The sequence below is a fragment of the Rhodococcus sp. C-2 genome, assembly GCF_027854095.1.
Classification (GTDB): Bacteria; Actinomycetota; Actinomycetes; order Mycobacteriales; family Mycobacteriaceae; genus Rhodococcus_F; species Rhodococcus_F qingshengii.
The window spans coordinates 260,651-281,187 of sequence record NZ_JAQGFI010000010.1 but is presented as its reverse complement, the minus strand read 5'-3'; the positions used below and the strand labels follow the sequence as shown (position 1 = coordinate 281,187).

Here is a 20,537-nt window from a genome sequence, read left to right as displayed (position 1 = left end):
GGGTGTCCGCCAGGTGCCCGGCGATCCTCCTTTTTTGTCATTTTTGGACCAACCCAAATAATTCGGGGGGGGCCCCTTTCTTCCCCGGGGGCGTTTAATAAAGGCCCACAGCACTTGGGGTTACTTGTCGTGAATGATCACGCCACGGATGTTCTTGCCGTCACGTAGATCCTGGTAGCCCTTGTTGACGTCTTCGAGGCTGTAGGTGTTGGTGATCAGTTCGTCGAGCTTGAGCTGACCGGCATCGTAGAGACGCAGCAGTCGCACGATGTCGTACTGCGGATTCATGGACCCGAACAGCGTGCCCTTGATCGTCTTCTGATTCAGCGTCAGGTCGGTACCCGACACGTGAACGGTCAGCTTGGCGGGGTCGGCGAGTCCCGTGATCACCACGGTGCCACCCTTGCCAATCACTGCCGTCGCTGCACTGACCACGTCCTCGTCGACGGTGCCGACAAGGATGAGCGCAGCGTCGGCACCCTGTCCCCACGTCAGCTCGTTGACCTTGGCAGCAGCGCTCTCGGCGTCTGCAAAAGCATGGGTTGCACCGAACTTCAGTGCGGTCTCACGCTTGAGAGCAACCGGATCGACCACAACGACGTACTTGCAGCCGGCCGAAACGGCGCCCTGGACGGCGTTGATGCCGAGACCACCGATGCCGTAGATCACAGCGGTGTCACCGGCGCGAAGGTTACCGGCATTTACTGCCGTTCCCCAACCCGAAGGCACGCCGCAGCCGACGACCACCGCTGTCTCCAAGGGAAGCCAGTCGTCGATCTTGACTACCGAGTGCTGAGAAATGGTGGCGCGCTCGGAGAACGTTCCCAACATGCACATTCCGCCGAAATCCATTCCGTTGCCGTGGAAACGGAAGGAACCGTCGGGCATCGAGCCTTCGAGGATGGTGGCACCCATGTCGCAGAGGTTCTGGCGACCGGTCGAGCAGTAGCGACAGGTGCCGCAGTTGGGGATGAAGCTACACACGACATGGTCGCCCGGCTTGACCTTCGTGACGCCTGGGCCGACCTCTTCGATGATGCCCGAGCCTTCGTGTCCGCCGACGATCGGGTAACGCGGCGGGAGATCACCGTCGGTCAGGTGCAGATCCGAATGGCACAGTCCGGCAGCGGTGTACTTGATCAGTACCTCACCCACACCCGGGCCGTCGAGGTCGAGTTCCATGATCTCGAAAGGCTTTCCGGGCTCGAGCAGTACAGCAGCTTTGGTCTTCACTGGTGATCTCCTTGATTGTCGGACGAGAGAATGAGCGATGGGGTCGGTCAGAGAGCGATGTTGACGGCCTTGGTCTGGGTGTAGAGATCGATAGCCGAAGCGCCGAGCTCGCGGCCCCAGCCGGACTGCTTGTATCCACCGAAGGGCATTGCAGTGTCGAAGCCGTTGTACTGGTTGATCCATACCGAACCGGCCTTCAAGCGCTTCGCCGTGCGGTGAGCCTTGGAAATGTCCCGGGTCCAGATGCCGGCGGCCAAGCCGTAGATGGAATCGTTTGCGGCAGTGATCGGTCCGTCGTCCCCATTGAACGGCAGCGCCGCCACGACGGGTCCGAAGATCTCCTCCTGAACGATGGAGAATTCGGGCTTGACGTCAACGAAGACGGTCGGCTCGACGAAGTAGCCCTGATCGCCCCAGCGGTTGCCGCCCGTCAGTGCACGTGCGCCGTCGGCGATTCCCTCACGCAGGTAGCCGGTCACCTTGTCGAACTGCTCCTGCGAGACCAGCGGTCCGAGCTGGGTGGTGGGATCGAGGCCGGGTCCGATCTTGACCTGGCTCGCTGCGTGCGCGACGGCCTCGGTGAACTTCTCGAAGATGGTGTCCTCGACGTACAGACGAGTACCCGCAACGCAGCACTGTCCGTGGTTGAACAGCCACGCGTTGAGCGAACCCTCCACCGCGGAATCGAAATCGGCGTCGGCGAACACGATATTGGGGCTCTTGCCACCGAGCTCGAGCGTAACCTTCTTCAGATTGCCCTTGGCGGCGTCGACGATCTTCTTACCCACCTCGGTGGAACCGGTGAACGCAACCTTGTCCACGTCGTCGTGGCCGGACAGAGCAGCACCTGCATCGCCGAAGCCGGGAACGATGTTGACGACGCCGGGCGGGAAGCCTGCTTCTTCGAAGACCTCCGCGAGAAGCAGTGCGGTGAGCGGGGTCTGCTCAGCGGGCTTGAGGATCACCGTGTTGCCGGCGGCGAGCGCGGGGGCGAGCTTCCACGACGACATCAGCAGCGGGAAGTTCCACGGCACGATCAGTCCACAGACGCCGATCGCCTCACGCAGGGTGTAGGCGTGGAACTCGCCGCCCGGAGAGAAGGGCATCGACACGTTGACGGTGCTGCCTTCGATCTTGGTGGCCCAACCCGCGTAGTAGCGGAAAACGTCTGCGGCCCAAGCCACGTCGACGGCGGTGGCGATGGCAACGGACTTGCCGTTGTCGAGAGCTTCGAGCTGACCGAATTCCTCGGCACGAGCACTGAGAATGTCGCCGACGCGCCAGATCATCCGCTCGCGCTCGTTTGCCTTCATACGTGACCAGGGGCCGTCCTCGAAAGCCGTTCGAGCGGCACGTACCGCGCGGTCGATGTCTTCGGCCTGACCGTGTGCCACGTCTGCGAGCTTCTGTCCGTCAGCCGGGTTGTACGTCGCGAAGGTCTGACCCGAAGCGGCGTCGACGAATTCGCCGCCGATGTAGAGCTTCTTCGGTCCGTTCAGGAAACCCTGTACCGCGGAACTGATGGTGTGTTCGGCTACTGCCGTCATCGGAACTCCCCTGAAGTAGTGAGGTGCGAATGTGATGCACGCCATACTTCCGCGCTTCCAGGGGTGCTAACTGTCCGAACTTTGTACAACTGAAGTCGGACAGCAAACTACACAGTGATGTCGAGCGCCCGCATCCGTGTATAGAGAGTGCTTCGGCTGATTCCGAGTTGCGCCGACGCGTGAACCTTGTTGCCGCCGCAGTCTTTCAACGCTCCGATGATCGCCTGGCGCTCGGCTTTCTCCCGCCCTGCCAACCGCGACACCTTGGTCGTGGTGCGATAGTCCTCGGGCAGATCAGCGACGTCGATGCGATTGCTCGAGCGTTCATCCGAGGCGCGATTCAACACGACGCGCAATTCGGCCAGGTTGCCCGGCCAGTTGGCCGCCGCGAGTGCTTCGGCAGCGCTGGCGGTCAACCTCAGTTCTGGCGAGATCCCCTCCAACATGACTTGTGCCAACTCGGCGATCTCAGCCTGTCGCTCGCGCAGTGGGGTGATGACAACCCGGGAGGCGCATCGTGAGAGCAGCGCGGCGATGGTCGGCGGAAGATCAACTGCCGCTCCGCTGGTCAGTACGATTTTCGGCCCCTCGGCGCTGGCGTCGATCAGGTCTGCGACCAGCGGCAACACCGAGTCAGGAAGGAGTTGTACCTGTTCGATCACGACCACGCCCGAACGCTTACGGGCTGCTCGCACGAGATCGGTGACCCACTGCTCACGGCCGTCGAACGCGATTCGCGTGGCATCGAGCCAACTCGCATCGACACTGCCGACGACATCCGATGCTGCCGAGGTTCGGCCGGATCCCGCTTCACCAGAGATCGCCACGGCGGCAGAGGTTGCCCGCGCCCGCATCAGGTCGCGCCGCAGTCGTTCGCCCGGAGACGGTGCCCGCTCGTGCGTTCTGCGGATCGGTGCCCGTTCCCGTTGGAGTGGTTCGACCAGGAAGAGCGCACCACCGTCAGCCCCGGAAATCCGGTCGGCTTGAACTCGCGCCAGAGCGCCGGACGCCAATTCGACTGTCACCAATCGTGATTGGTCCGGATTCAGGTCGGCAATCAAGGAACGGAGCGATACATGGTCTGCGGTGTCGAGCAAATCCAAAGCGGTTCGGTTGCTCAGCAGGATGTCGTCGCCGATGGCCGCGACGGCAATGTGGCGCTGATGTGAAACTCGCTGGAATGCGTCGACCAGCCGCTGCTCCGATGCTTTCGAGCCTTCGAGCAGCCGTTTCTCGATGTCCGCTGCAGCACGCGCAAGGAAGGGCGCGAACAGTGGGTTGGCCTGCGAGACAACGCCGGTCATGTCGAGAATGCCTTCGACACGACGTGTGACGGGATGCAGGATCGGCTGTCCGTAGCAGCTCAAACCCTTGAGGCTGTCGAGGAAATGCTCGTCACCGTGGATCACCACGCTTCGTCCGACCTCGAGGGGCGTACCGAGCGCGTTGGTGCCGGCGTGCTCTTCGCCGAAGCGTGAACCGTTGACGACGCCCAACCGCTCGATCGTTCGCTCGACGCGACTGTCGGAGTACACCGAAGCGACGACGCGGCATTCTCGATCGGCAAGCAGCACGCAGAAACCGGTGCCCGCGATCTGTTGCGAAACTTCGTCGAGCACGGGTGCGGCTGCCCGGAGCAGACGAGACTCACCGTCCTGCTCCTCGGTGTCCACGGCGATGGCCGACGACGGGTCGAGGCCACTGAGTCGAGAACGCTTCCAGGAGAGCGCGATCTCGGGGCGTACCGGCTCACGCTCCCCTGGGTTCGCGGACATACTCTCAGGCCTGACCGATCAATTCGATCGCCTGTTCTCGCATCGCGATCTTGCGGACCTTGCCCGTGACTGTCATCGGGAACTCGTCGACGACATGGACGTACCGCGGAATCTTGTAGTGCGCGAGCTTGCCGGTGCAGAACGCGCGGACCGAATCGGCGTCGAGATCGTCTGCACCTTCGCGCATCTGGACCCACACCATCAATTCCTCGCCGTACTTTGCGTCGGGTACACCGATGACCTGCGCATCGAGAATGTCGGGGTGGGTGTAGAGGAACTCCTCGATCTCACGCGGATAGACGTTCTCGCCACCGCGGATGACCATGTCCTTGATGCGTCCCGTGATGGCGACGTATCCGGCCTCGTCCATGACTCCGATGTCTCCGGTGTGCATCCACCGGGCAGCGTCGATCGCCTCGGCGGTCTTCTCCGGGTTCTCCCAGTATCCGAGCATGACCGAGTAACCACGCGTGCACAGTTCACCCGGCTCGCCACGGGGCACCGTCAATCCGGTTGCCGGATCGACGATCTTGATCTCGAGATGCGGCCCTACCCGTCCGACCGTTTCGGTGCGCTGCTCGATCGAATCGTCCGAGCGGGTCTGCAACGACACCGGCGAGGTCTCCGTCATGCCGTAGCAGATGGACACCTCCGACATGCCCATGCGATCGATGACCTGCTTCATCACCTCGACCGGGCAGGGCGAGCCCGCCATGATGCCGGTGCGAAGGGACGACAGATCGAAGCTGTCGAAGTCCGGCAACGCCAACTCCGCGATGAACATCGTCGGAACGCCGTAGAGGGACGTGCACTTTTCGGCCTGAACGGCTTCGAGCGAAGCACGCGGATCGAAAGCCGGACCCGGAATGACCATGGCAGCACCGTGACTGGTGCACGCAAGGTTGCCCATTACCATGCCGAAACAGTGGTAGAACGGCACCGGGATGCACACCCGATCGACCTCGCTGTAGTGGCACAACTCGCCGACGAAATAGCCGTTGTTGAGGATGTTGTGGTGACTGAGCGTCGCGCCCTTCGGGAAACCGGTAGTACCCGAGGTGTATTGGATGTTGATCGCGTCGTCGGCCGACAACGCGGCCTGGGCTGCGGCGAGCGGAGCCGGATCGCTTGCCTGCGCCGCCAAGCCGTCTGCAAGCACCGCGTCCCACTCGGGTGAACCGAGCAGGAGCACCGACGTCAGATCCGGGCACTGCGGCCGCACCGTCTCGATCATCGACGCGTAGTCCGAGGTCTTGAAGCTGGCCGCAGACACCAGCGTCGAGATCCCGGCCTGCTCGAGTACGTACTGCAACTCGTGCGAGCGGTACGCCGGATTGATGTTGACCAGGATCGCGCCGACCTTTGCCGTCGCGTATTGCGTGAACGTCCATTCCGGACAGTTGGGAGCCCAGATTCCTACCCGATCGCCCTTCCCCACACCACGGGAAAGTAGTCCGGCAGCGAGCCCGTTCACCTGCTCGGCGAACTCCCGGTACGTCCATCGTCGACCGCTGGCGTGGTCGATCAACGCATCGCGGTCGCCGTGTGCGGCAACCGTGCGATCGAGGTTGTCTCCGATGGTGTCGCCCAGCATCGGACCGTCCCATACTCCGGACGTATAGCTGGGCAGCGGCGTACTCATGTGTTCTGTCCTCTCCGGTTACCTGTTCAGGCACCTATGAGAGGGGCCGCCGCAGCGGACCCTCTCATCTACGAATTTACTCGATTCGGTGTGATGCACGACATACTTCCCGGTGCGGGGTGGCCGTAACTGTTCAGAGTCCGGACACCCCACCCGCCTGCTGTGCGCCTTTATTAACCGCCGGCGGTTAATAAAGGCGCACAGTGGTTACAGCGCGTGGTCCTTGGTCTCGACGAGCGCCCAGGTGCAGATCAGGCTCAACACACCCAGGATCGCCAACATGACTCCGATGGCCATACTCCCGTAGGCCGAGGCCAGCGGTGCGGCGATCAGCGGCGGCACTGCCCCACCGAGCACTCCGGCGAGGTTGTAGCCGAGGCCGGCACCGGTGTAGCGGTAGCGGGTCTGGAACATTTCCGGAAGCAGCGCACCGCAGGGGCCGTACGCGATTCCGAAGATCATGAGCGTGCCGAACATTCCGATGATGAACGCGATCGGCGATCCCGTGTCGAGGAGCGGGAACAGCACCAGCGCCCAGACGACGGCCAGACCACACGAGATCATGATGACCTTGCGGCGCCCGATGCGGTCCGAGTACAGAGCGGAAACGACGATCGCCGCACCGAAGACAACCGCGGAAGCGATACCGACCGACAGGACGAACGGACGGGAGAAGCCGAGGGTCTTTGTTCCGTAGCTCGTCAGGAAAGCCGTGCCCATGTAGAAAAACGCGAACAGGCAAGCCAGGGCGCCTGCCGAGAGCAGGATCTCCTTGGTCTGGAACCGCCAAGCATCCAGGAACGGGAGGGTGCGTGGTGCTTCGTTCTTCTGCTCAGCGACGCGCTCTGCCTGCTCCGCCTTGAAGACGGGAGTCTCCTCGATAGCGAGTCGCATGTAGAGGCCGACGCCGACCAACACGATGGAGAACAGGAACGGGATACGCCAGCCGTAGTCGAGGAAAGCCTGGTTGGTGTCGCCGAGAACTGCGCCGGTGATGAGGAAGGTACTGCTCGAGAGAACGAAGGCGATTGCAGGGCCGAGCTGCGGGAACATCGCATACAGACCACGTTTGCCCGGCGGAGCGTATTCCGCGGTGAGCAAGGTTGCGCCTGCCCACTCACCACCGACCGCGAAACCTTGGCCGAATCGCAAGAGCACCAAGATGATCGGGGCCGCGACACCGATGGTTGCAGCACCCGGCAGCAAGCCGATCAGGAGCGTCGAGATACCCATGAGCAGGAGCGTCGAGATCAGCGTCTTCTTGCGACCGATGCGATCACCGAAGTGTCCGAACAACATTGCGCCGACGGGCCGGGCGATGAATGCGACTGCGAAAGTCGCAAACGATGCGACAGTTCCCGCAGTGGCACCGAGCGCGGGGAAGAACACCGTCGGAAAGACAAGTGCCGCAGCGGTTCCGTAGATGAAGAAGTCGTAGAACTCGATAGTCGTGCCGATGCAACTCGCGATTGCGACGCGCCGCACACTGGTGGTGTTCTGCGGGGGCTGCGTCGCACCTGCGGCACTCGCACCCCCGGCGCCGGCGGCACTGGTGCCGCCTGTGGGAGAGACTGTGGTCACTCGATTCCTCCGTGGTCCCGTGGTGTCGCCCTGTGGGCATCACCGTCGATAGGAGGAAAGGTAGTGATGTGGCTCACCCCCGCACTACCCCCGAAAGGGGGTAGGAGTGATCTCGGTCACCACTTGTATGCAATGGTAACGAGTTTCACGACCCTCGACATGCCGCAGGCCGTCCGATTCGCTCTCACGAATCGGACGGCCCTCGAGAAACGGCGTCACGGTGCAACGCTACGGATCAAGCCTTACCGGCAGCCCCGAACAGTTCCTGACGGATCTCGCCCCACACCGTGGCGTAGGAGTCGATGATCGGTTCGGAAATCCACTTGGACTCCCCCGCTTGCACTTTCGCGAGAGCATCCGAGAAGAGATCCTGGTAACGAGACAACCGCGGAACGAATGCCGACAGATCGTCGAACAGGTTTGCCGCCCGGCGATCCAGCTCTGCAAGGGAATCCGCATCTGCGTCGTCGATGAGCGCGGCGAACTCCTCGTCCAAGGGAAGGAACGCCTCGTACACCTCACCGATGGAGTCCTCGTCGATCGAGACGCGCTCGGCGTCCAACTGATCTTCGAGTTCTGCCAAACCTTTCTCGGTCAGGCTGATGGCGTTTTCCGCTTCGACCGCTTTGCCCTGCGCGACAAGTGCGTCGTACGCAGCTTGACCGGAAGCCGAGCTGACGCCCAGGTGCTCGGCCAGGACGACCGCTCCGACCCGCTCCTTGAGACGTACTGCTTGGAGCAGTGCCAACTCGTCCACATTGCCAGCGAAGGCCATCGATTTCTCCTACTCACGTGCCGCCTCTGCGGCTCCAGCATCACAGCGGACACCCGTGGGTTTCCGCAGCCCGACAAAGGGCTCGACAGAATCAGATCACACCCCGATCGATCGTTGTGAAGTCACCGCGACAAGTCGACCGTCACGCGACGGTATCGGCCTGATCGGGGATCACGCTGCCGTCTACGCGAGTCACGGCACCTTTTGCCCCGGCCGCGTCGGTGTAAGCATCGGTCGAGCAGTGATAGGGAGCGTCCGCCCGGGACTTCGGTTCGATGAACATGGGGTTGACCAGCCATTTCCCGTCACTGTTGTCGTAGGCATTGCACATCAGTTCGGGATTGTTGCGGTTGATCACCAGGCGCGCACCGGTCGCATCTCCGAGGAACGTCACGTCGGTGACAGAATCACCGGCAGCAAATACCTGACGTCGATCGGCGGCCAACTGCTCGAACGCCGTAGGCCCTTGAACCCCGTAGACAACCTCGTTGACCTGGCACCGCTTGCCGTCGATGTACGGAATGACAGAGTCGTCGCCGTCCGCAACGCCACCACACCCACGCAGGCGCCCGGTGAGAACCCCGCCCTCGACGATGGGCCGAACTCCCATCACGTGATCGGCGTCCAATCCCAGCTGTTCCGCCCAGACTCGAACGACCGGTTCGGCCGACGCGGAGATGATCCGCACGTCGAATCCATGAGCGCCGAGGGATTTCACCAAATCTTCGATTTGCGCGTAGTACCGCACCGAGCCGTCGACTTCCGTCGTACCGACGGTCTGATCGGATCCTTCTGCAGCAGCGAGATTCTCGGCACGCGCTGCGCGGGCGTACTCGGTGATCTCGTCCTCGGTGTGCCCTGCCATCAACTGCACGGCCCACGCGTATGCGGCTTTTGTCCGGCGGTGATCGTAACCGTCGAATGCGGCCTGGCCGTCGCGAGTCTTCTCTTCGAGTACCGCAACGATCTCGTCCGCGCAGTCCAAGTCGGTGCTGGTTGCCAACGGTTGCCCCGGCGCGGTCTCGGAGCCGCACGCGGCGGAAAGTGCGGCAGCGCCGGCTGGCGTCATGAAGCGGCTGGTGGTTGCCCAGTCCCCTCCGGCAGGCTGTAACACCTTGTTGTTCTTGATCATCCAGAATGCGGTGGCGCTTCCGATGTCGTTCTTGACAACTGTGTTGTCCCAGTCGAAGAGCGCCAACGGAGCTCCGTCATCGACATCACCTGCAGCTCCACACGTTCCGAACTCCGTCATCATGGCATCCAACCTCACACGGTTGTCGCCGTACCACGCCAGACTGGGATCCAACGCAGCACAGGATGAACCACTCTGCGCCACAACTTCTTTCGGGGAGCTCTCGGCCGAACTACATGCAGTTGCACTCAACAGGACACTACCTACCGCCAACGCACACAGGGCGCGGGCATGCAGCGAACGGAACATCGATTCCCTCGTTTTCGTCGTGATTCGGGTACGACGGCATACCCGAGTGTCGATCGACCCGGGTATGCCGTGCAGTTGTCAATTAATCGAGCGTCAGCACTTCTCCCGACGCAACGGCGTCGGCGCGAGAGGTGTCCTTGAGGTCGACGCCGGAGCGGCCCAACTGGCGCGCTCCCGTCACCAATCCCAGGACGACACGAGCAGCCTGCTCGTATCCGAGTCCCTCGGGTGGGTGGACATTGGAAATGCAGTTTCGATCCGCGTCGGTACGACCGACGCGGGGAAGGTGAGTCAGATAGATCCCGACACTGTCCGCAACGGAGAGCCCTGGACGTTCGCCGATCAGGACGATCGCCGTCTGCACTCCCATCGCGGCAGCGATGTGATCACCCAGTGCCACACGGGCATTCGTGGCGATCACGGGCGGCGCGATCGAGTACCGCTCCCCCAACACCGTGACCAACGCAGACAGTAATTGCTCGCCGTGGTCCATCAGTGCTCGCGGCGAGAGTCCGTCGGCGAGGATGAACCCGATTTCCTTGTCGGAACTCGAGATCGCACCCAGGTCAGCCGGTTGGCGCCCCAGGTCGGGTCTCCGGAGATACTCACTGCGGGTGGAGACGCTGCTCGCGACCACCACCGGCGCCCCGATGCCCACCCCTTCGACCCGACTGGCAAGCGTCTCGGAGTCGAGTGGCTCGTGGACCGCGTCGCGGGCTGCGGCGTGAGCTGCCTTGAATTCGAGAACCCGTTTGGTGGGCAACGAATCTCCGGCACGCCCCAGCCCGATACGCGATTGTGTGGTCTTGCGCAGTGGACCCCAGAAATCGAGGATCGGTGCCTGATCTTCGGTCATGAGTTCACCGTCAAAGCCCGCAACGGCGACATTTCGGCGTCGATCGGAAGAACCCGACCGTTTGCGTCGGTCATCCCCAAGTTGTGTAGCCAGGTCTCGAACTCCGGGGCGGGCTGCAAACCGAGAACCTTACGCACATACAGCGCGTCGTGGAACGCCAGACTTTGATAGCCGAGCATCACGTCGTCGGCGCCGGGCACCGCGATCACGAACGCCGCGCCGGCGACGCCCAGCAAGGTGAGCAGGTTGTCCATGTCGTCTTGATCGGCTTCGGCGTGGTTGGTGTAGCAGACGTCCACTCCCATCGGCAGCCCGAGGAGTTTTCCGCAGAAGTGATCCTCCAAGCCCGCGCGAATGATCTGCTTGCCGTCGTAGAGATACTCGGGACCGATGAAGCCGACCACGGTGTTGACCAGCAGCGGTTCGAGATCACGTGCCACTGCGTATGCCCTGGTCTCGAGTGTCTGCTGATCGACCGGGGCTCCGCCGGTGCCGTAGTGGGCACCTGAGCTGAGGGCGGACCCCTGCCCCGTCTCCAGGTACATGACGTTGTTGCCGACCGTTCCGCGGTTCAAGGAGCGCCCGGCCTCGTTACCCTCACGCAGGAGCGGAATGTTCACTCCGAAACCGGAATTGGCGCCTTCGGTACCGGCAATCGACTGGAAGACGAGATCGACCGGCACCCCCGATTCGATCAGTCCGATCGTGGTGGTCACGTGCGAGAGCACGCACGACTGAGTCGGGATCTCGAATCGCTGACGGATGTCGTCGAGCAGGTGGAGCAGATCCGAGGTGGCCTGGGGTGAGTCCGTCGCAGGGTTGATACCGATGACGGCGTCGCCACATCCCATCAGGAGACCGTCCAATGTGGCCGCCGCGATGCCGCGTGGATCGTCTGTCGGGTGGTTTGGCTGGAGTCGGGTGCTCAGCCGGCCGGGCAGTCCGATGGTCGTACGGAACCCCGCGGTCACGGTGATGGCCTTCGCGACGGCGATCAGGTCCTGATTGCGCATGATCTTGCTGACCGCCGCAACCATCTCGGGGGTGAGCCCGGGACTTACGGCGGACAACCGTGCGGAAGCTTCCGGCGCCGACGCGGTCTCGAGCAACCAGTCTCGTAGTCCGCCAACAGTCAGGTGGGCCACCGGCGCAAAGGCCAGGCGATCGTGGCTGTCGATGATGAGCCTGGTTACCTCGTCGTCCTCGTACGGAACCACCAGATCTTCGAGGAACACCGTCAACGGAAGATCAGCCAGAACCCATTGAGCAGCAGCACGTTCGGCGTCGGAGCTTGCCGCGCAACCGGCTAGTTCGTCACCCGACCGCAGTGGTGTCGCTTTTGCCATCAGATCGACGAGACCGTCGAACGAGTAGTTGGTTCCGGATACCTGCTGGTGATACTTGGCCATCCCGCGACTCATCCCAATTCTTCTTCCGCCTGTGCAAGTACAGCAAACTCCTCGTCCGGCGAGTTGGCAACAAGGTGGTGACGACTGTAGAGACCGAAGTACGCCATCAGAACTCCGAAGGCGACCAACGTCAGCAATGCCGCAACGGGATCGACCAGGAAGGTGGCCACCACCGACACTGCCGCGATCACGAGCGCAAACGAGGTGGTGGCGATACCGCCGGGCGTGCGGTACGGGCGCGGCATGTTCGGCTCACGCTTACGAAGAACGATGTGACTCACCATCATCAGGACGTAGCTTACTGCCGCGCCGAACACCGCCATGTTGAGCAACATTGCACCTTCACCGGTGAGTGAGAGCGCGAAGCCGATGATTCCGGGTACGACGAGCGCGAGAGTGGGGGCCTTGCGCTTGTTGGTCACCGACAGGTTCTTCGGCAGATAGCCGGCGCGGGAGAGCGCAAACGTCTGGCGTGAGTAGGCGTACATGATCGAGAAGAAGCTCGCGACCAGACCGGCAAGTCCGATGTAGTTGACGGCCTTTGCCGCTCCGCTGTCCCCCAGAGCCTCGACGAGCGGATTTCCGGAGGTGGACAGGGCGTCTGCGCCGAGCGCACCGGTGGCGAGGAAGAGAACCGTTGCGCCTGTGACGATCAGGATCAACATGCTGATGATGATGCCGCGGGGGACGTTCTTCTCCGGCTCACGTGCTTCCTCGGCGGCCAGCGGTACACCTTCGACCGCAAGGAAGAACCAGATCGCGAAGGGCACGGCGGCCCAGATTCCGAGCAGACCGAATGGCAGGAACGACGACGATCCGACTGCGCTGGTTTCGACGGCGATATCGGTGAGGTTGGACGAATCGAAAAGGCCGACAGCCGAAACCGCGAACACGACCAGGCCGACGAGTGCAATGGCGGTGATGATGAACATCGCCTTGAGTGCCTCACCGGCGCCGGTGAGGTGAATGCCGATGAAGATCGCGTACACCGCGAGGTACACCCACCAGCCGTCGGTGATCCCGAACAGGTTCAGGGACTCGACGTACGCACCGATGAAGGTCGCGATCGCTGCGGGTGCTATCGAGTACTCGATGAGAATTGCTGTGCCGGTGGCAAATCCGCCCCAGGGCCCCATGGCCCGTCTGGCAAACGTGTATCCACCACCAGCGGCAGGAAGTGCCGACGACATCTCGGCCATACCGAGCACCATCGCCAGGTACATACCCGCGATGACAACCGCCGCGATGAGAAGGCCACCGAAACCACCTTCGGCCAGACCGTTGTTCCAGCCGGCGTAGTCACCGGAAATCACATAGCTGACACCCAACCCCGCAAGCAGCACCCACCCTGCTGTTCCCTTTCGGAGTGTTCGTTTCTCCAGATACGAATTGTCTTCCGCATGGAAGTCTGCGCCGTCGTGGTGTGCACCCGCGGCACCGGCGTTTTTGCCGGTTGCGTGGTCGGAAAGAGACATGTCCATCCTCTGAATCGGTCAAGAATGAGACGACGCACGGTGGATGCGTCGCGTGAAATGAACGGTATGTGGGCGATGTACGGAGAAGGTCGCCTGGAGATGACCGTGCTGTTAACTGGCTGTCATGTGAGCGGCCCCGAGTCTGTTCAGATCTTCTTCAGGCTGCCGTTCTCAGGATCGGGCGGCCGCGCCCGGCACCGGGCAGGCGTCGACGGCCTCGGCGACCACCTGGGGAACCGTCGGGGGCAAAGGACGCACGCCCGCTTCCCAATCAGCGCCCACGAGAATGCTCGACGCGCCGAGTGCTTCGTTTTCGTCCGGTGTGAATGCCCTTGCTCGACTGAGGAATCTGAATCCTTCAGGAGACTCCAGGCTGAATCCACTGCCGCGGCCGGGCACGACGTCCAGTACCAACTGGGTGTGCTTCCAGGCTTCGAACTGTGATCCGGAAATCCAGACCTGTACAGCGTCGGTTCCGGTGGGAAGGTCTTCGGGAGTCTCTCCGACAGCAAGTCGGAGATCGACGATTCCGAGTAGTACGTCACGGTCCCCGACGATGAATTCGCCTGAGGGATAACACATCGGGGCCGAGCCGTCGCAGCATCCGCCGGATTGATGCATCATCAGTTCGCCGTGAGTCCCGCTGAGGCGGCGCAGGAGCTCAGCCGCCCCAGCGGTGGTCACCAACCGGGGTGGAACGGCGCCGGTATCGGGTGTGTCCGTGGCGCTCATTCCAACCTCCGTGTGTTTGTGCAGGTTTCGCGTGTTGCAGTCTTGCTCACCGGCACCCGCAGCGAGGGGCTCACGGGTGCCGGTGGGTAGATCAGAAGAAGCCCTGAGCCTTCTGGGCGTAGCTGACCAGGAGGTTCTTGGTCTGCTGGTAGTGCGAGAGCATCATCAGGTGGTTCTCGCGGCCGATGCCGGACTGCTTGTATCCACCGAAAGCGGCGTGTGCCGGGTACTGGTGGTACGTGTTGGTCCAGACGCGACCGGCTTGGATGTCGCGGCCTGCGCGGTAAGCAACTCCGCCGTCGCGGGACCAGACACCGGCGCCCAAACCGTAGAGCGTGTCGTTGGCGATTTCGATGGCCTCGTCGTAGTCCTTGAACGAGGTGACCGAGACGACGGGTCCGAAGATCTCTTCCTGGAAGATGCGCATCTTGTTGTTGCCGGTGAACACCGTCGGCTGGACGTAGTAGCCGCCGGACAGGTCTCCGCCGAGTTCGGCTCGCTCACCACCGGTGATGACCTTGGCGCCTTCGGCCTTGCCGATCTCGATGTACGAGAGGATCTTCTCGAGCTGATCGTTGCTGGCCTGGGCACCGATCATGGTGTCGGTGTCGAGCGGATCCCCTTGGCGCACAGCCTTGGTGCGGATGGCTGCCATCGCGAGGAACTCGTCGAAGATGTCTTCCTGGATCAGCGAACGTGACGGGCAGGTGCAGACCTCGCCCTGGTTGAGGGCGAACATCGTGAAGCCCTCGAGTGCCTTGTCCTGGTAGTCGTCGTTTGAGGCGAGAACGTCGGAGAAGAAGATGTTGGGGCTCTTGCCACCGAGTTCGAGGGTGACGGGGATAAGGTTCTGCGACGCGTACTGCATGATCAGGCGACCGGTGGTGGTCTCACCGGTGAACGCGATCTTCTTGATACGCGGGCTGGACGCGAGCGGCTTTCCGGCCTCGACGCCAAAGCCGTTGACGATGTTGAGAACACCGGCAGGCAGCAGGTCACCGATGATGCCGATGAGGTGCAGGATCGAGACTGGCGTCTGCTCGGCAGGCTTGAGCACGATGGCATTGCCGGCAGCGAGGGCGGGGGCAAGCTTCCACACGGCCATGAGGATCGGGAAGTTCCACGGAATGATCTGGCCGACTACGCCGAGCGGCTCGTGGAAGTGGTACGCCACGGTGTCGGAGTTGATCTCCGAGAGCGAACCTTCCTGTGCGCGAATAGCTCCCGCGAAGTATCGGAAGTGATCGATGGCGAGCGGAATGTCGGCGTTGAGGGTCTCGCGGATCGGCTTGCCGTTGTCCCACGACTCGGCGAGTGCGATGGATTCGAGGTTCTCCTCCATACGATCAGCGATCTTGTTCAAGATGATCGCGCGCTCGGCGACCGAGGTCTTGCCCCAGGCCGGAGCTGCTGCGTGCGCTGCGTCGAGAGCGAGTTCGATGTCTTCTGCGGTGGAACGAGCCACATCACAGAAATTCTGTCCGGTCACCGGTGTCGGGTTCTCGAAGTACTGACCCTTGACCGGAGCAACCCATTCGTTGCCGATCCAGTTGTCGTATCGAGACTGGAAGGACATGATCGCGTCGGCGGTACCTGGGCGGGCGTACACGGTCATTGCAAGCTCCTATGTAAACGTGATCTTCCTGGGCGCACCCACCAAATCGGTGACTGCAATCCCACCCCCCGGTGGGGTGTGATTCACAACACTAGGAGTTGCAACGTTGCAAGTACGTTGCGTGCGAGAAACGCAGATGATTCTCAGATGCCCAATTGGCGGTCGAGGAGATCAATTCTAGCCTGGACCTGCGAATACAGCGGAGATTGAGGATCCAACGTGGACAGGTAGGCCTCCCACACGACGGAGTCTTCGCGGCCGTGCACCGACGTGGTCCACCGGGCCAGAAGGTTGGCGTCACCTCCACGCAGCAGAGCTGCCTGGACCCTGGTGCGTAGTTCTTCCCGCACCTCTTCGATTCCCGGGGAGGCAGAGCCCGCCAGCACCGGGCCCGAATACAGTTTCATCGCCGTCGCTGCGTCGCCTCGGTCCAACGCTGCCCGCACATCGCCGACATCTGTCGTGAACTCCGTGATGATCCGATAGGGGCGCGAAGCCAGCCGGTCGGCGCCGAAAACCTTACGAAGCCGCGACATTTCCGCGCGAATGGTCACTGCGTCGAGTTCGCCCTCGTCGAGCAGGACCGCAAGGTGGTCGGAGCTGAGGCCCTCCGGGTGTTCGGAAAGCAGAAGGAGAATCTCGGCGTGACGCTGCGAAATCGGGATGCGGTCACCGCCGCGAACCAGCGTCGGCCGGCCGGCACCGAATGTTTCGAGGCGCGGAGCCGTGGCACTGAGCGGGATGGGCGAGTTCAAGAGATGGAATCGCAATTCCGATTCGGCGGCCGCGACAGTTGCACGGATCAGTGACAGCACTTCGGGAACCGCAACCCTGGGACCACCGGTGATGTCGATGGCACCAAGGATTTGCCCAGTGGTGGGATCGTGGACGGGTGCGGCCGAACAACTCCAGTCGTGCACGGTTCGGTTGAAATGCTCGGATCCGAAAATCTGTACGGAGTGATCGAGAGCAAGCGCCGTTCCCGGCGCATTGGTGCCGACACGATCTTCGCTCCAGTCGGCGCCTTCAACGAAGTTCATGGACAACGCCTTGTCCTTGGCCGAGTTGTCACCCTCCACCCAGAGCAATCGACCGTGTGCGTCACTGATCGCGATCAGTAGTCCGGTCTCGGCAGCATCTTCCACCAGGAGTTTCCGAATCACCGGACGGATCAGTGACATGGGATGCGCGGAGCGATACTTTTCGAGCTCCAACCCTTCGAGCATCTCAGGGTTGCCGACCACATCGGGATTTACCCCCTTGTTGCGGCTCCGCATCCAGGACTCGAGTACGACCGAGCGGACATGGGAGTCGTCGGTCAGCCCCTGGCCGGGCACGCCGCGAGCATCGATGAACGACTGATGGGCAGACGAAAGTCGCCGCGCGAGTAACGCGACGTCATCGCCTGGCCTGACCGCCACCCACGGGTTGCCGGGCACAGCCTGTTCACGTGCCATATTTTGCGTTCCTCCGCTCCGTGGACCACTGTAACGCCGATCACAGCCCATAGGCGAGAACGACCATTCGGTATGACTGCCGACCCAGCCTGCTACCCCTCGCGGTCACTCGTCACCGAGCAGAATGGCGCTTGCTCGTTCCGCGACCATCACCGCGGTCGCATGCGGGCCGCGGGTCGGGATCGTCGGCAGGATTGACGTGTCAACAATACTGAGTCCTTGCGCGCCGATCACACGGCACCGACCGTCGACGACTGCGAACGGGTCCGCCTCGGCACACATCACGCAACTACCGGACATATGCAGCGACGTTCCCAAGCGGGATTCGACCCACTCATCGGTGTACTCCACGACGGGGCGATCGATCAACCCCGTCTCGGCGATCGACTCGAGAAGATTCTCGGCGATCCGCATCCCTTCCCGAATGGCAGCTCGATCGTGCGCCGACGCGACATAGTTGTACCGAATACGCGGCGCCCCAGCGGGATCCCCCGATACCAGTTCGATGCTTCCCCGGCTGTGCGGCGCCATCAGGACCACTCCGACGCCGTGGTCCATGCGAGGCACACCGGGAACCAGGTCTGTGAAAGATGCGGTGTACGGACGGATTTCGATCTCAGCGAGGTTGAGGGCTGTCTCCAGCACCGGAGTCTGCGATCGAATCGTGCGGGGCTTCGAAAAATGGTACGGCAGCAGCACTTCCGGGTGGTCGACGAAGTTCTGTCCGACGCCCGGTCGATCGAGAACGACGGAAACTCCCTGCCCTACAAGTTGTTCCGCTGGACCAACACCGGAATTCAGGAGAATGTGCGGTGTCGCCACCGCGCCCGAACACACGACCACATGGTCGGCACGAATGCGTCGGACATTACCGTCGTCGAGAACGTCGACGCCGATCGCACGGGTACCCGAGAACGCGATGCGAATGACGTTCACTCCGGATTCCACCCGCAGATTCGGCCGGTGCAACGCCGGCATCAGATACCCGATCGCCGTACTGATCCGACGATGATCCGAGACGTTCAGTGGCACTCGGCCCACCCCGAACGAGTCCGGCGCATTCTTGTCGACGTCGTCGGGAAAGCCTGCTCCGAGCGCTGCCGCATGAAACTCGCCGCTCAGTGGATGTAGTTGGTCCCACGCTCGACGCTCGACCGGGATCGGTCCGGCGGTCCCGTGGAACTCGCCCTCGAAATCACGATCCGTTTCGGACTTCTTGAAGTACGGCAAGACGTCGTCGTATCGCCATGAACTCGGCCAATTCTCGAAATCAGCACGGGTCGCGCGGGTGAAGTACGCACCGTTGACGGCTCCGGATCCACCGAGTGTCCGCCCCCGCGCAATTGTGGACGCCCGACGCGGCGTCAGTTCGACCGGATAGGTCCACGTGTATTCGCTCGCAGGTCCGACCGGCAGTCGGTACGGATCACCCAGGACGTCCGGGAGTTCGAGCGCCGATCGATATCCGCTTCCCGATTCGAGGAGCATCACCGTGGCGGATGGATCTTCACTGAGCCTGGCTGCGACCACGCAACCACACGTGCCACCACCGACAACCAGGAAATCTGCGTAGTCGGCTTCTGTCACTTGGTGATTCGAGGTTTCAGCGCCGCCCAGTCGCGGGCGTCGAATGCGCCACGCCAGAGTCCGGCCCCATACGCGATGTCGTCGGCTCGTTTGAAGAAGACGTACCGAACCGGTCCCAGCCCGCCTGGCTCACGGTGGCGATACCAGTCCACCAAACCTTCGGTGACTGCTGCAGCGACGGCCAGCCGCCGAATTCGCCTGGAGGCGATCACCGCCAGGAGCGTCACGGGCCAGTAGTGACGACACATTGCCGAGGCGAGTTGCCAGAATCCGCCGACAACTCCCTGCGCGGTGAGGATCGCCGCGATCCGGGTGGGTTGACTCAGGCCGGTGAACATCTTTCGCAGCCGGTAAACGGTAAACAGCAAAGCGCCGAGTGCGCCGGCAAGACCGGAACGGGTCAGTGTTGCGGCGGCGATACACGCGAAGAGCGTCGAGAACGACATCGCCATCGGCGGAACCGAACCCTCGTGTCTTGCAGCCAACGGCGCCGCACCCGTGCCGTAGAACGCTCTCCTGGCGAACCACTTGTCGAACTGAACTCGATGATCGTGGGCGACATGCGCAACCGGTTCGTACCTCAGTCGCCAACCCGCAGCCTGCAGTCGCCAGCAGAAATCGACGTCCTCGGCTACTTCGAGACTCTCGTCGAAACCGTTGCATTCGAGTGCCACGTCGCGCCGGACGATCACGGCGGCGCTGGGGACATAGGCGACCGGACTGCCCGACTTCACCGCAGCTTCCTTGCGTCCGAGGTCGAGAGACGATCGCATGTTCTCGTACCGCGCCAGCGCCGTCCCGTACGGATCGAGGGCGACGATGCGGGGTGCAACAAGGGCAACCCCCGGATCGCTGAAGTGGCCCAACATCAACTCGAGCCAACCGGCACGCGGTATGACGTCGGAGTCCAGAAAAGCTACGAAACGTGTTTGGGCCGAACGCAATCCCGAGTTTCTCGCTGCCGAGGGACCGCGGGCACTCTCGTGCCGGACCACTGTGATGGTGCCGGTGCCCGGGCAGGCGCGACGGGGCTCCACCGGCACTTCCGAACCGTCGTCGACAACGATGACGGTCAGATCCTTGAGGACGGGCAATAGGCGTTCGACGCCGGCCTGGTTGTCCTTGACCGGAATCACGACCGTGACATCGGCAGCGGACGGCGTCGACATCGGACGAGGATTCGCGACACCTGAATCGAGAAGGTGTCGCGCAACCGCAGCGCTCTGCTGATCGACCACCTCGAGGAAGCCGTCGCCGATCATCGCCGCAGCCGTCGGCGCCAGCTTGAGCATCCGCGTCGGAGATCCGCCGATGAGTACCCGGCCACCCGAGTACGTGCGCACCTTGGGGTCCAACCGAATGCCGAAGCCGTCGGGGAGTCTTGCTGGTCGCATCAGATGATCGTAAGGGAC

At 62.4% G+C, this 20,537-nt stretch carries 15 protein-coding genes; all 15 read right to left on the bottom strand.

Features of this window, described 5'->3' with window-relative positions:
• Positions 1 to 120: 120 nt before the first annotated feature.
• The 15 genes from PCS43_RS22350 to mftF all read right to left on the bottom strand — a co-directional run bounded on the left by PCS43_RS22350 (position 121) and on the right by mftF (position 20,519).
• Positions 121 to 1,233: an NDMA-dependent alcohol dehydrogenase gene (locus tag PCS43_RS22350; RefSeq protein WP_003942086.1), complete on the bottom strand. Its 1,113-nt coding sequence runs from the start codon at positions 1,231 to 1,233 to the stop codon at positions 121 to 123.
• A 47-nt stretch (positions 1,234 to 1,280) separates the two neighbouring features.
• Positions 1,281 to 2,780, bottom strand: a complete 1,500-nt coding sequence (locus PCS43_RS22345) for an aldehyde dehydrogenase family protein (protein WP_007730174.1) — start codon at positions 2,778 to 2,780, stop codon at positions 1,281 to 1,283.
• A 107-nt stretch (positions 2,781 to 2,887) separates the two neighbouring features.
• Positions 2,888 to 4,555 (bottom strand): sigma-54-dependent Fis family transcriptional regulator, encoded by a 1,668-nt coding sequence (locus tag PCS43_RS22340; protein WP_003942072.1) that lies wholly within the window; start codon positions 4,553 to 4,555, stop codon positions 2,888 to 2,890.
• Positions 4,556 to 4,559: 4 nt separating this feature from the next.
• Positions 4,560 to 6,197 carry an AMP-binding protein gene (locus PCS43_RS22335; RefSeq protein WP_039973143.1) on the bottom strand — a complete coding sequence of 546 codons (1,638 nt, stop codon included), beginning with the start codon at positions 6,195 to 6,197 and terminating at the stop codon, positions 4,560 to 4,562.
• 207 nt (positions 6,198 to 6,404) lie between these two features.
• Complete coding sequence (locus tag PCS43_RS22330) at positions 6,405 to 7,682, bottom strand: MFS transporter (protein ID WP_209911534.1); 1,278 nt, start codon at positions 7,680 to 7,682, stop codon at positions 6,405 to 6,407.
• Between the two features lie 331 nt (positions 7,683 to 8,013).
• Positions 8,014 to 8,553 (bottom strand): hypothetical protein, encoded by a 540-nt coding sequence (locus PCS43_RS22325; protein ID WP_007730168.1) that lies wholly within the window; start codon positions 8,551 to 8,553, stop codon positions 8,014 to 8,016.
• A gap of 142 nt (positions 8,554 to 8,695) precedes the next feature.
• Positions 8,696 to 9,994 (bottom strand): HAD family hydrolase, encoded by a 1,299-nt coding sequence (locus tag PCS43_RS22320; protein ID WP_007730167.1) that lies wholly within the window; start codon positions 9,992 to 9,994, stop codon positions 8,696 to 8,698.
• Positions 9,995 to 10,076: 82 nt separating this feature from the next.
• On the bottom strand, positions 10,077 to 10,850 hold the full coding sequence (gene eutC / locus PCS43_RS22315; protein WP_007730164.1) for an ethanolamine ammonia-lyase subunit EutC: 774 nt from the start codon (positions 10,848 to 10,850) through the stop codon (positions 10,077 to 10,079).
• Positions 10,847 to 12,271, bottom strand: coding sequence for an ethanolamine ammonia-lyase subunit EutB (locus PCS43_RS22310; protein WP_007730162.1), 1,425 nt, complete (start codon positions 12,269 to 12,271; stop codon positions 10,847 to 10,849). Before PCS43_RS22310 ends, eutC begins: the two co-directional genes overlap by 4 nt.
• Entirely contained in the window at positions 12,268 to 13,740 is a 1,473-nt protein-coding gene (eat, locus tag PCS43_RS22305; protein WP_085998902.1) for an ethanolamine permease, read from the bottom strand. The genes PCS43_RS22310 and eat overlap by 4 nt, the downstream gene beginning before the upstream one ends.
• 165 nt (positions 13,741 to 13,905) lie before the next feature.
• Complete coding sequence (locus PCS43_RS22300; RefSeq protein ID WP_209908034.1) at positions 13,906 to 14,466, bottom strand: DUF779 domain-containing protein; 561 nt, start codon at positions 14,464 to 14,466, stop codon at positions 13,906 to 13,908.
• Positions 14,467 to 14,557: 91 nt separating this feature from the next.
• The gene (gene adh / locus PCS43_RS22295; protein WP_007730158.1) at positions 14,558 to 16,081 is read right to left on the bottom strand and encodes an aldehyde dehydrogenase; all 1,524 of its coding nucleotides are present in this window, start codon (positions 16,079 to 16,081) and stop codon (positions 14,558 to 14,560) included.
• Positions 16,082 to 16,224: 143 nt separating this feature from the next.
• A complete protein-coding gene (locus PCS43_RS22290; protein ID WP_007730155.1) occupies positions 16,225 to 17,538 on the bottom strand; it encodes a helix-turn-helix domain-containing protein in 1,314 nt (437 codons plus the stop codon).
• 105 nt (positions 17,539 to 17,643) lie between these two features.
• Positions 17,644 to 19,125 (bottom strand): mycofactocin dehydrogenase MftG, encoded by a 1,482-nt coding sequence (mftG, locus tag PCS43_RS22285; protein WP_209908032.1) that lies wholly within the window; start codon positions 19,123 to 19,125, stop codon positions 17,644 to 17,646.
• Entirely contained in the window at positions 19,122 to 20,519 is a 1,398-nt protein-coding gene (mftF, locus tag PCS43_RS22280) for a mycofactocin biosynthesis glycosyltransferase MftF (protein ID WP_007730153.1), read from the bottom strand. Before mftF ends, mftG begins: the two co-directional genes overlap by 4 nt.
• Positions 20,520 to 20,537: the final 18 nt, after the last annotated feature.

What these genes read in the sequence shown, in the direction of transcription:
- PCS43_RS22300 (WP_209908034.1), bottom strand. Translation starts at nt 14,466, where the DNA reads ATGAGCGCCACGGACACACCCGATACCGGCGCCGTTCCACCCCGGTTG.
- PCS43_RS22310 (WP_007730162.1), bottom strand. Translation starts at nt 12,271, where the DNA reads ATGAGTCGCGGGATGGCCAAGTATCACCAGCAGGTATCCGGAACCAAC.
- eat (WP_085998902.1), bottom strand. Translation starts at nt 13,740, where the DNA reads ATGGACATGTCTCTTTCCGACCACGCAACCGGCAAAAACGCCGGTGCC.
- eutC (WP_007730164.1), bottom strand. Translation starts at nt 10,850, where the DNA reads ATGACCGAAGATCAGGCACCGATCCTCGATTTCTGGGGTCCACTGCGC.
- PCS43_RS22320 (WP_007730167.1), bottom strand. Translation starts at nt 9,994, where the DNA reads ATGTTCCGTTCGCTGCATGCCCGCGCCCTGTGTGCGTTGGCGGTAGGT.
- mftF (WP_007730153.1), bottom strand. Translation starts at nt 20,519, where the DNA reads ATGCGACCAGCAAGACTCCCCGACGGCTTCGGCATTCGGTTGGACCCC.
- adh (WP_007730158.1), bottom strand. Translation starts at nt 16,081, where the DNA reads ATGACCGTGTACGCCCGCCCAGGTACCGCCGACGCGATCATGTCCTTC.
- PCS43_RS22290 (WP_007730155.1), bottom strand. Translation starts at nt 17,538, where the DNA reads ATGGCACGTGAACAGGCTGTGCCCGGCAACCCGTGGGTGGCGGTCAGG.
- PCS43_RS22340 (WP_003942072.1), bottom strand. Translation starts at nt 4,555, where the DNA reads ATGTCCGCGAACCCAGGGGAGCGTGAGCCGGTACGCCCCGAGATCGCG.
- PCS43_RS22325 (WP_007730168.1), bottom strand. Translation starts at nt 8,553, where the DNA reads ATGGCCTTCGCTGGCAATGTGGACGAGTTGGCACTGCTCCAAGCAGTA.
- PCS43_RS22335 (WP_039973143.1), bottom strand. Translation starts at nt 6,197, where the DNA reads ATGAGTACGCCGCTGCCCAGCTATACGTCCGGAGTATGGGACGGTCCG.
- PCS43_RS22345 (WP_007730174.1), bottom strand. Translation starts at nt 2,780, where the DNA reads ATGACGGCAGTAGCCGAACACACCATCAGTTCCGCGGTACAGGGTTTC.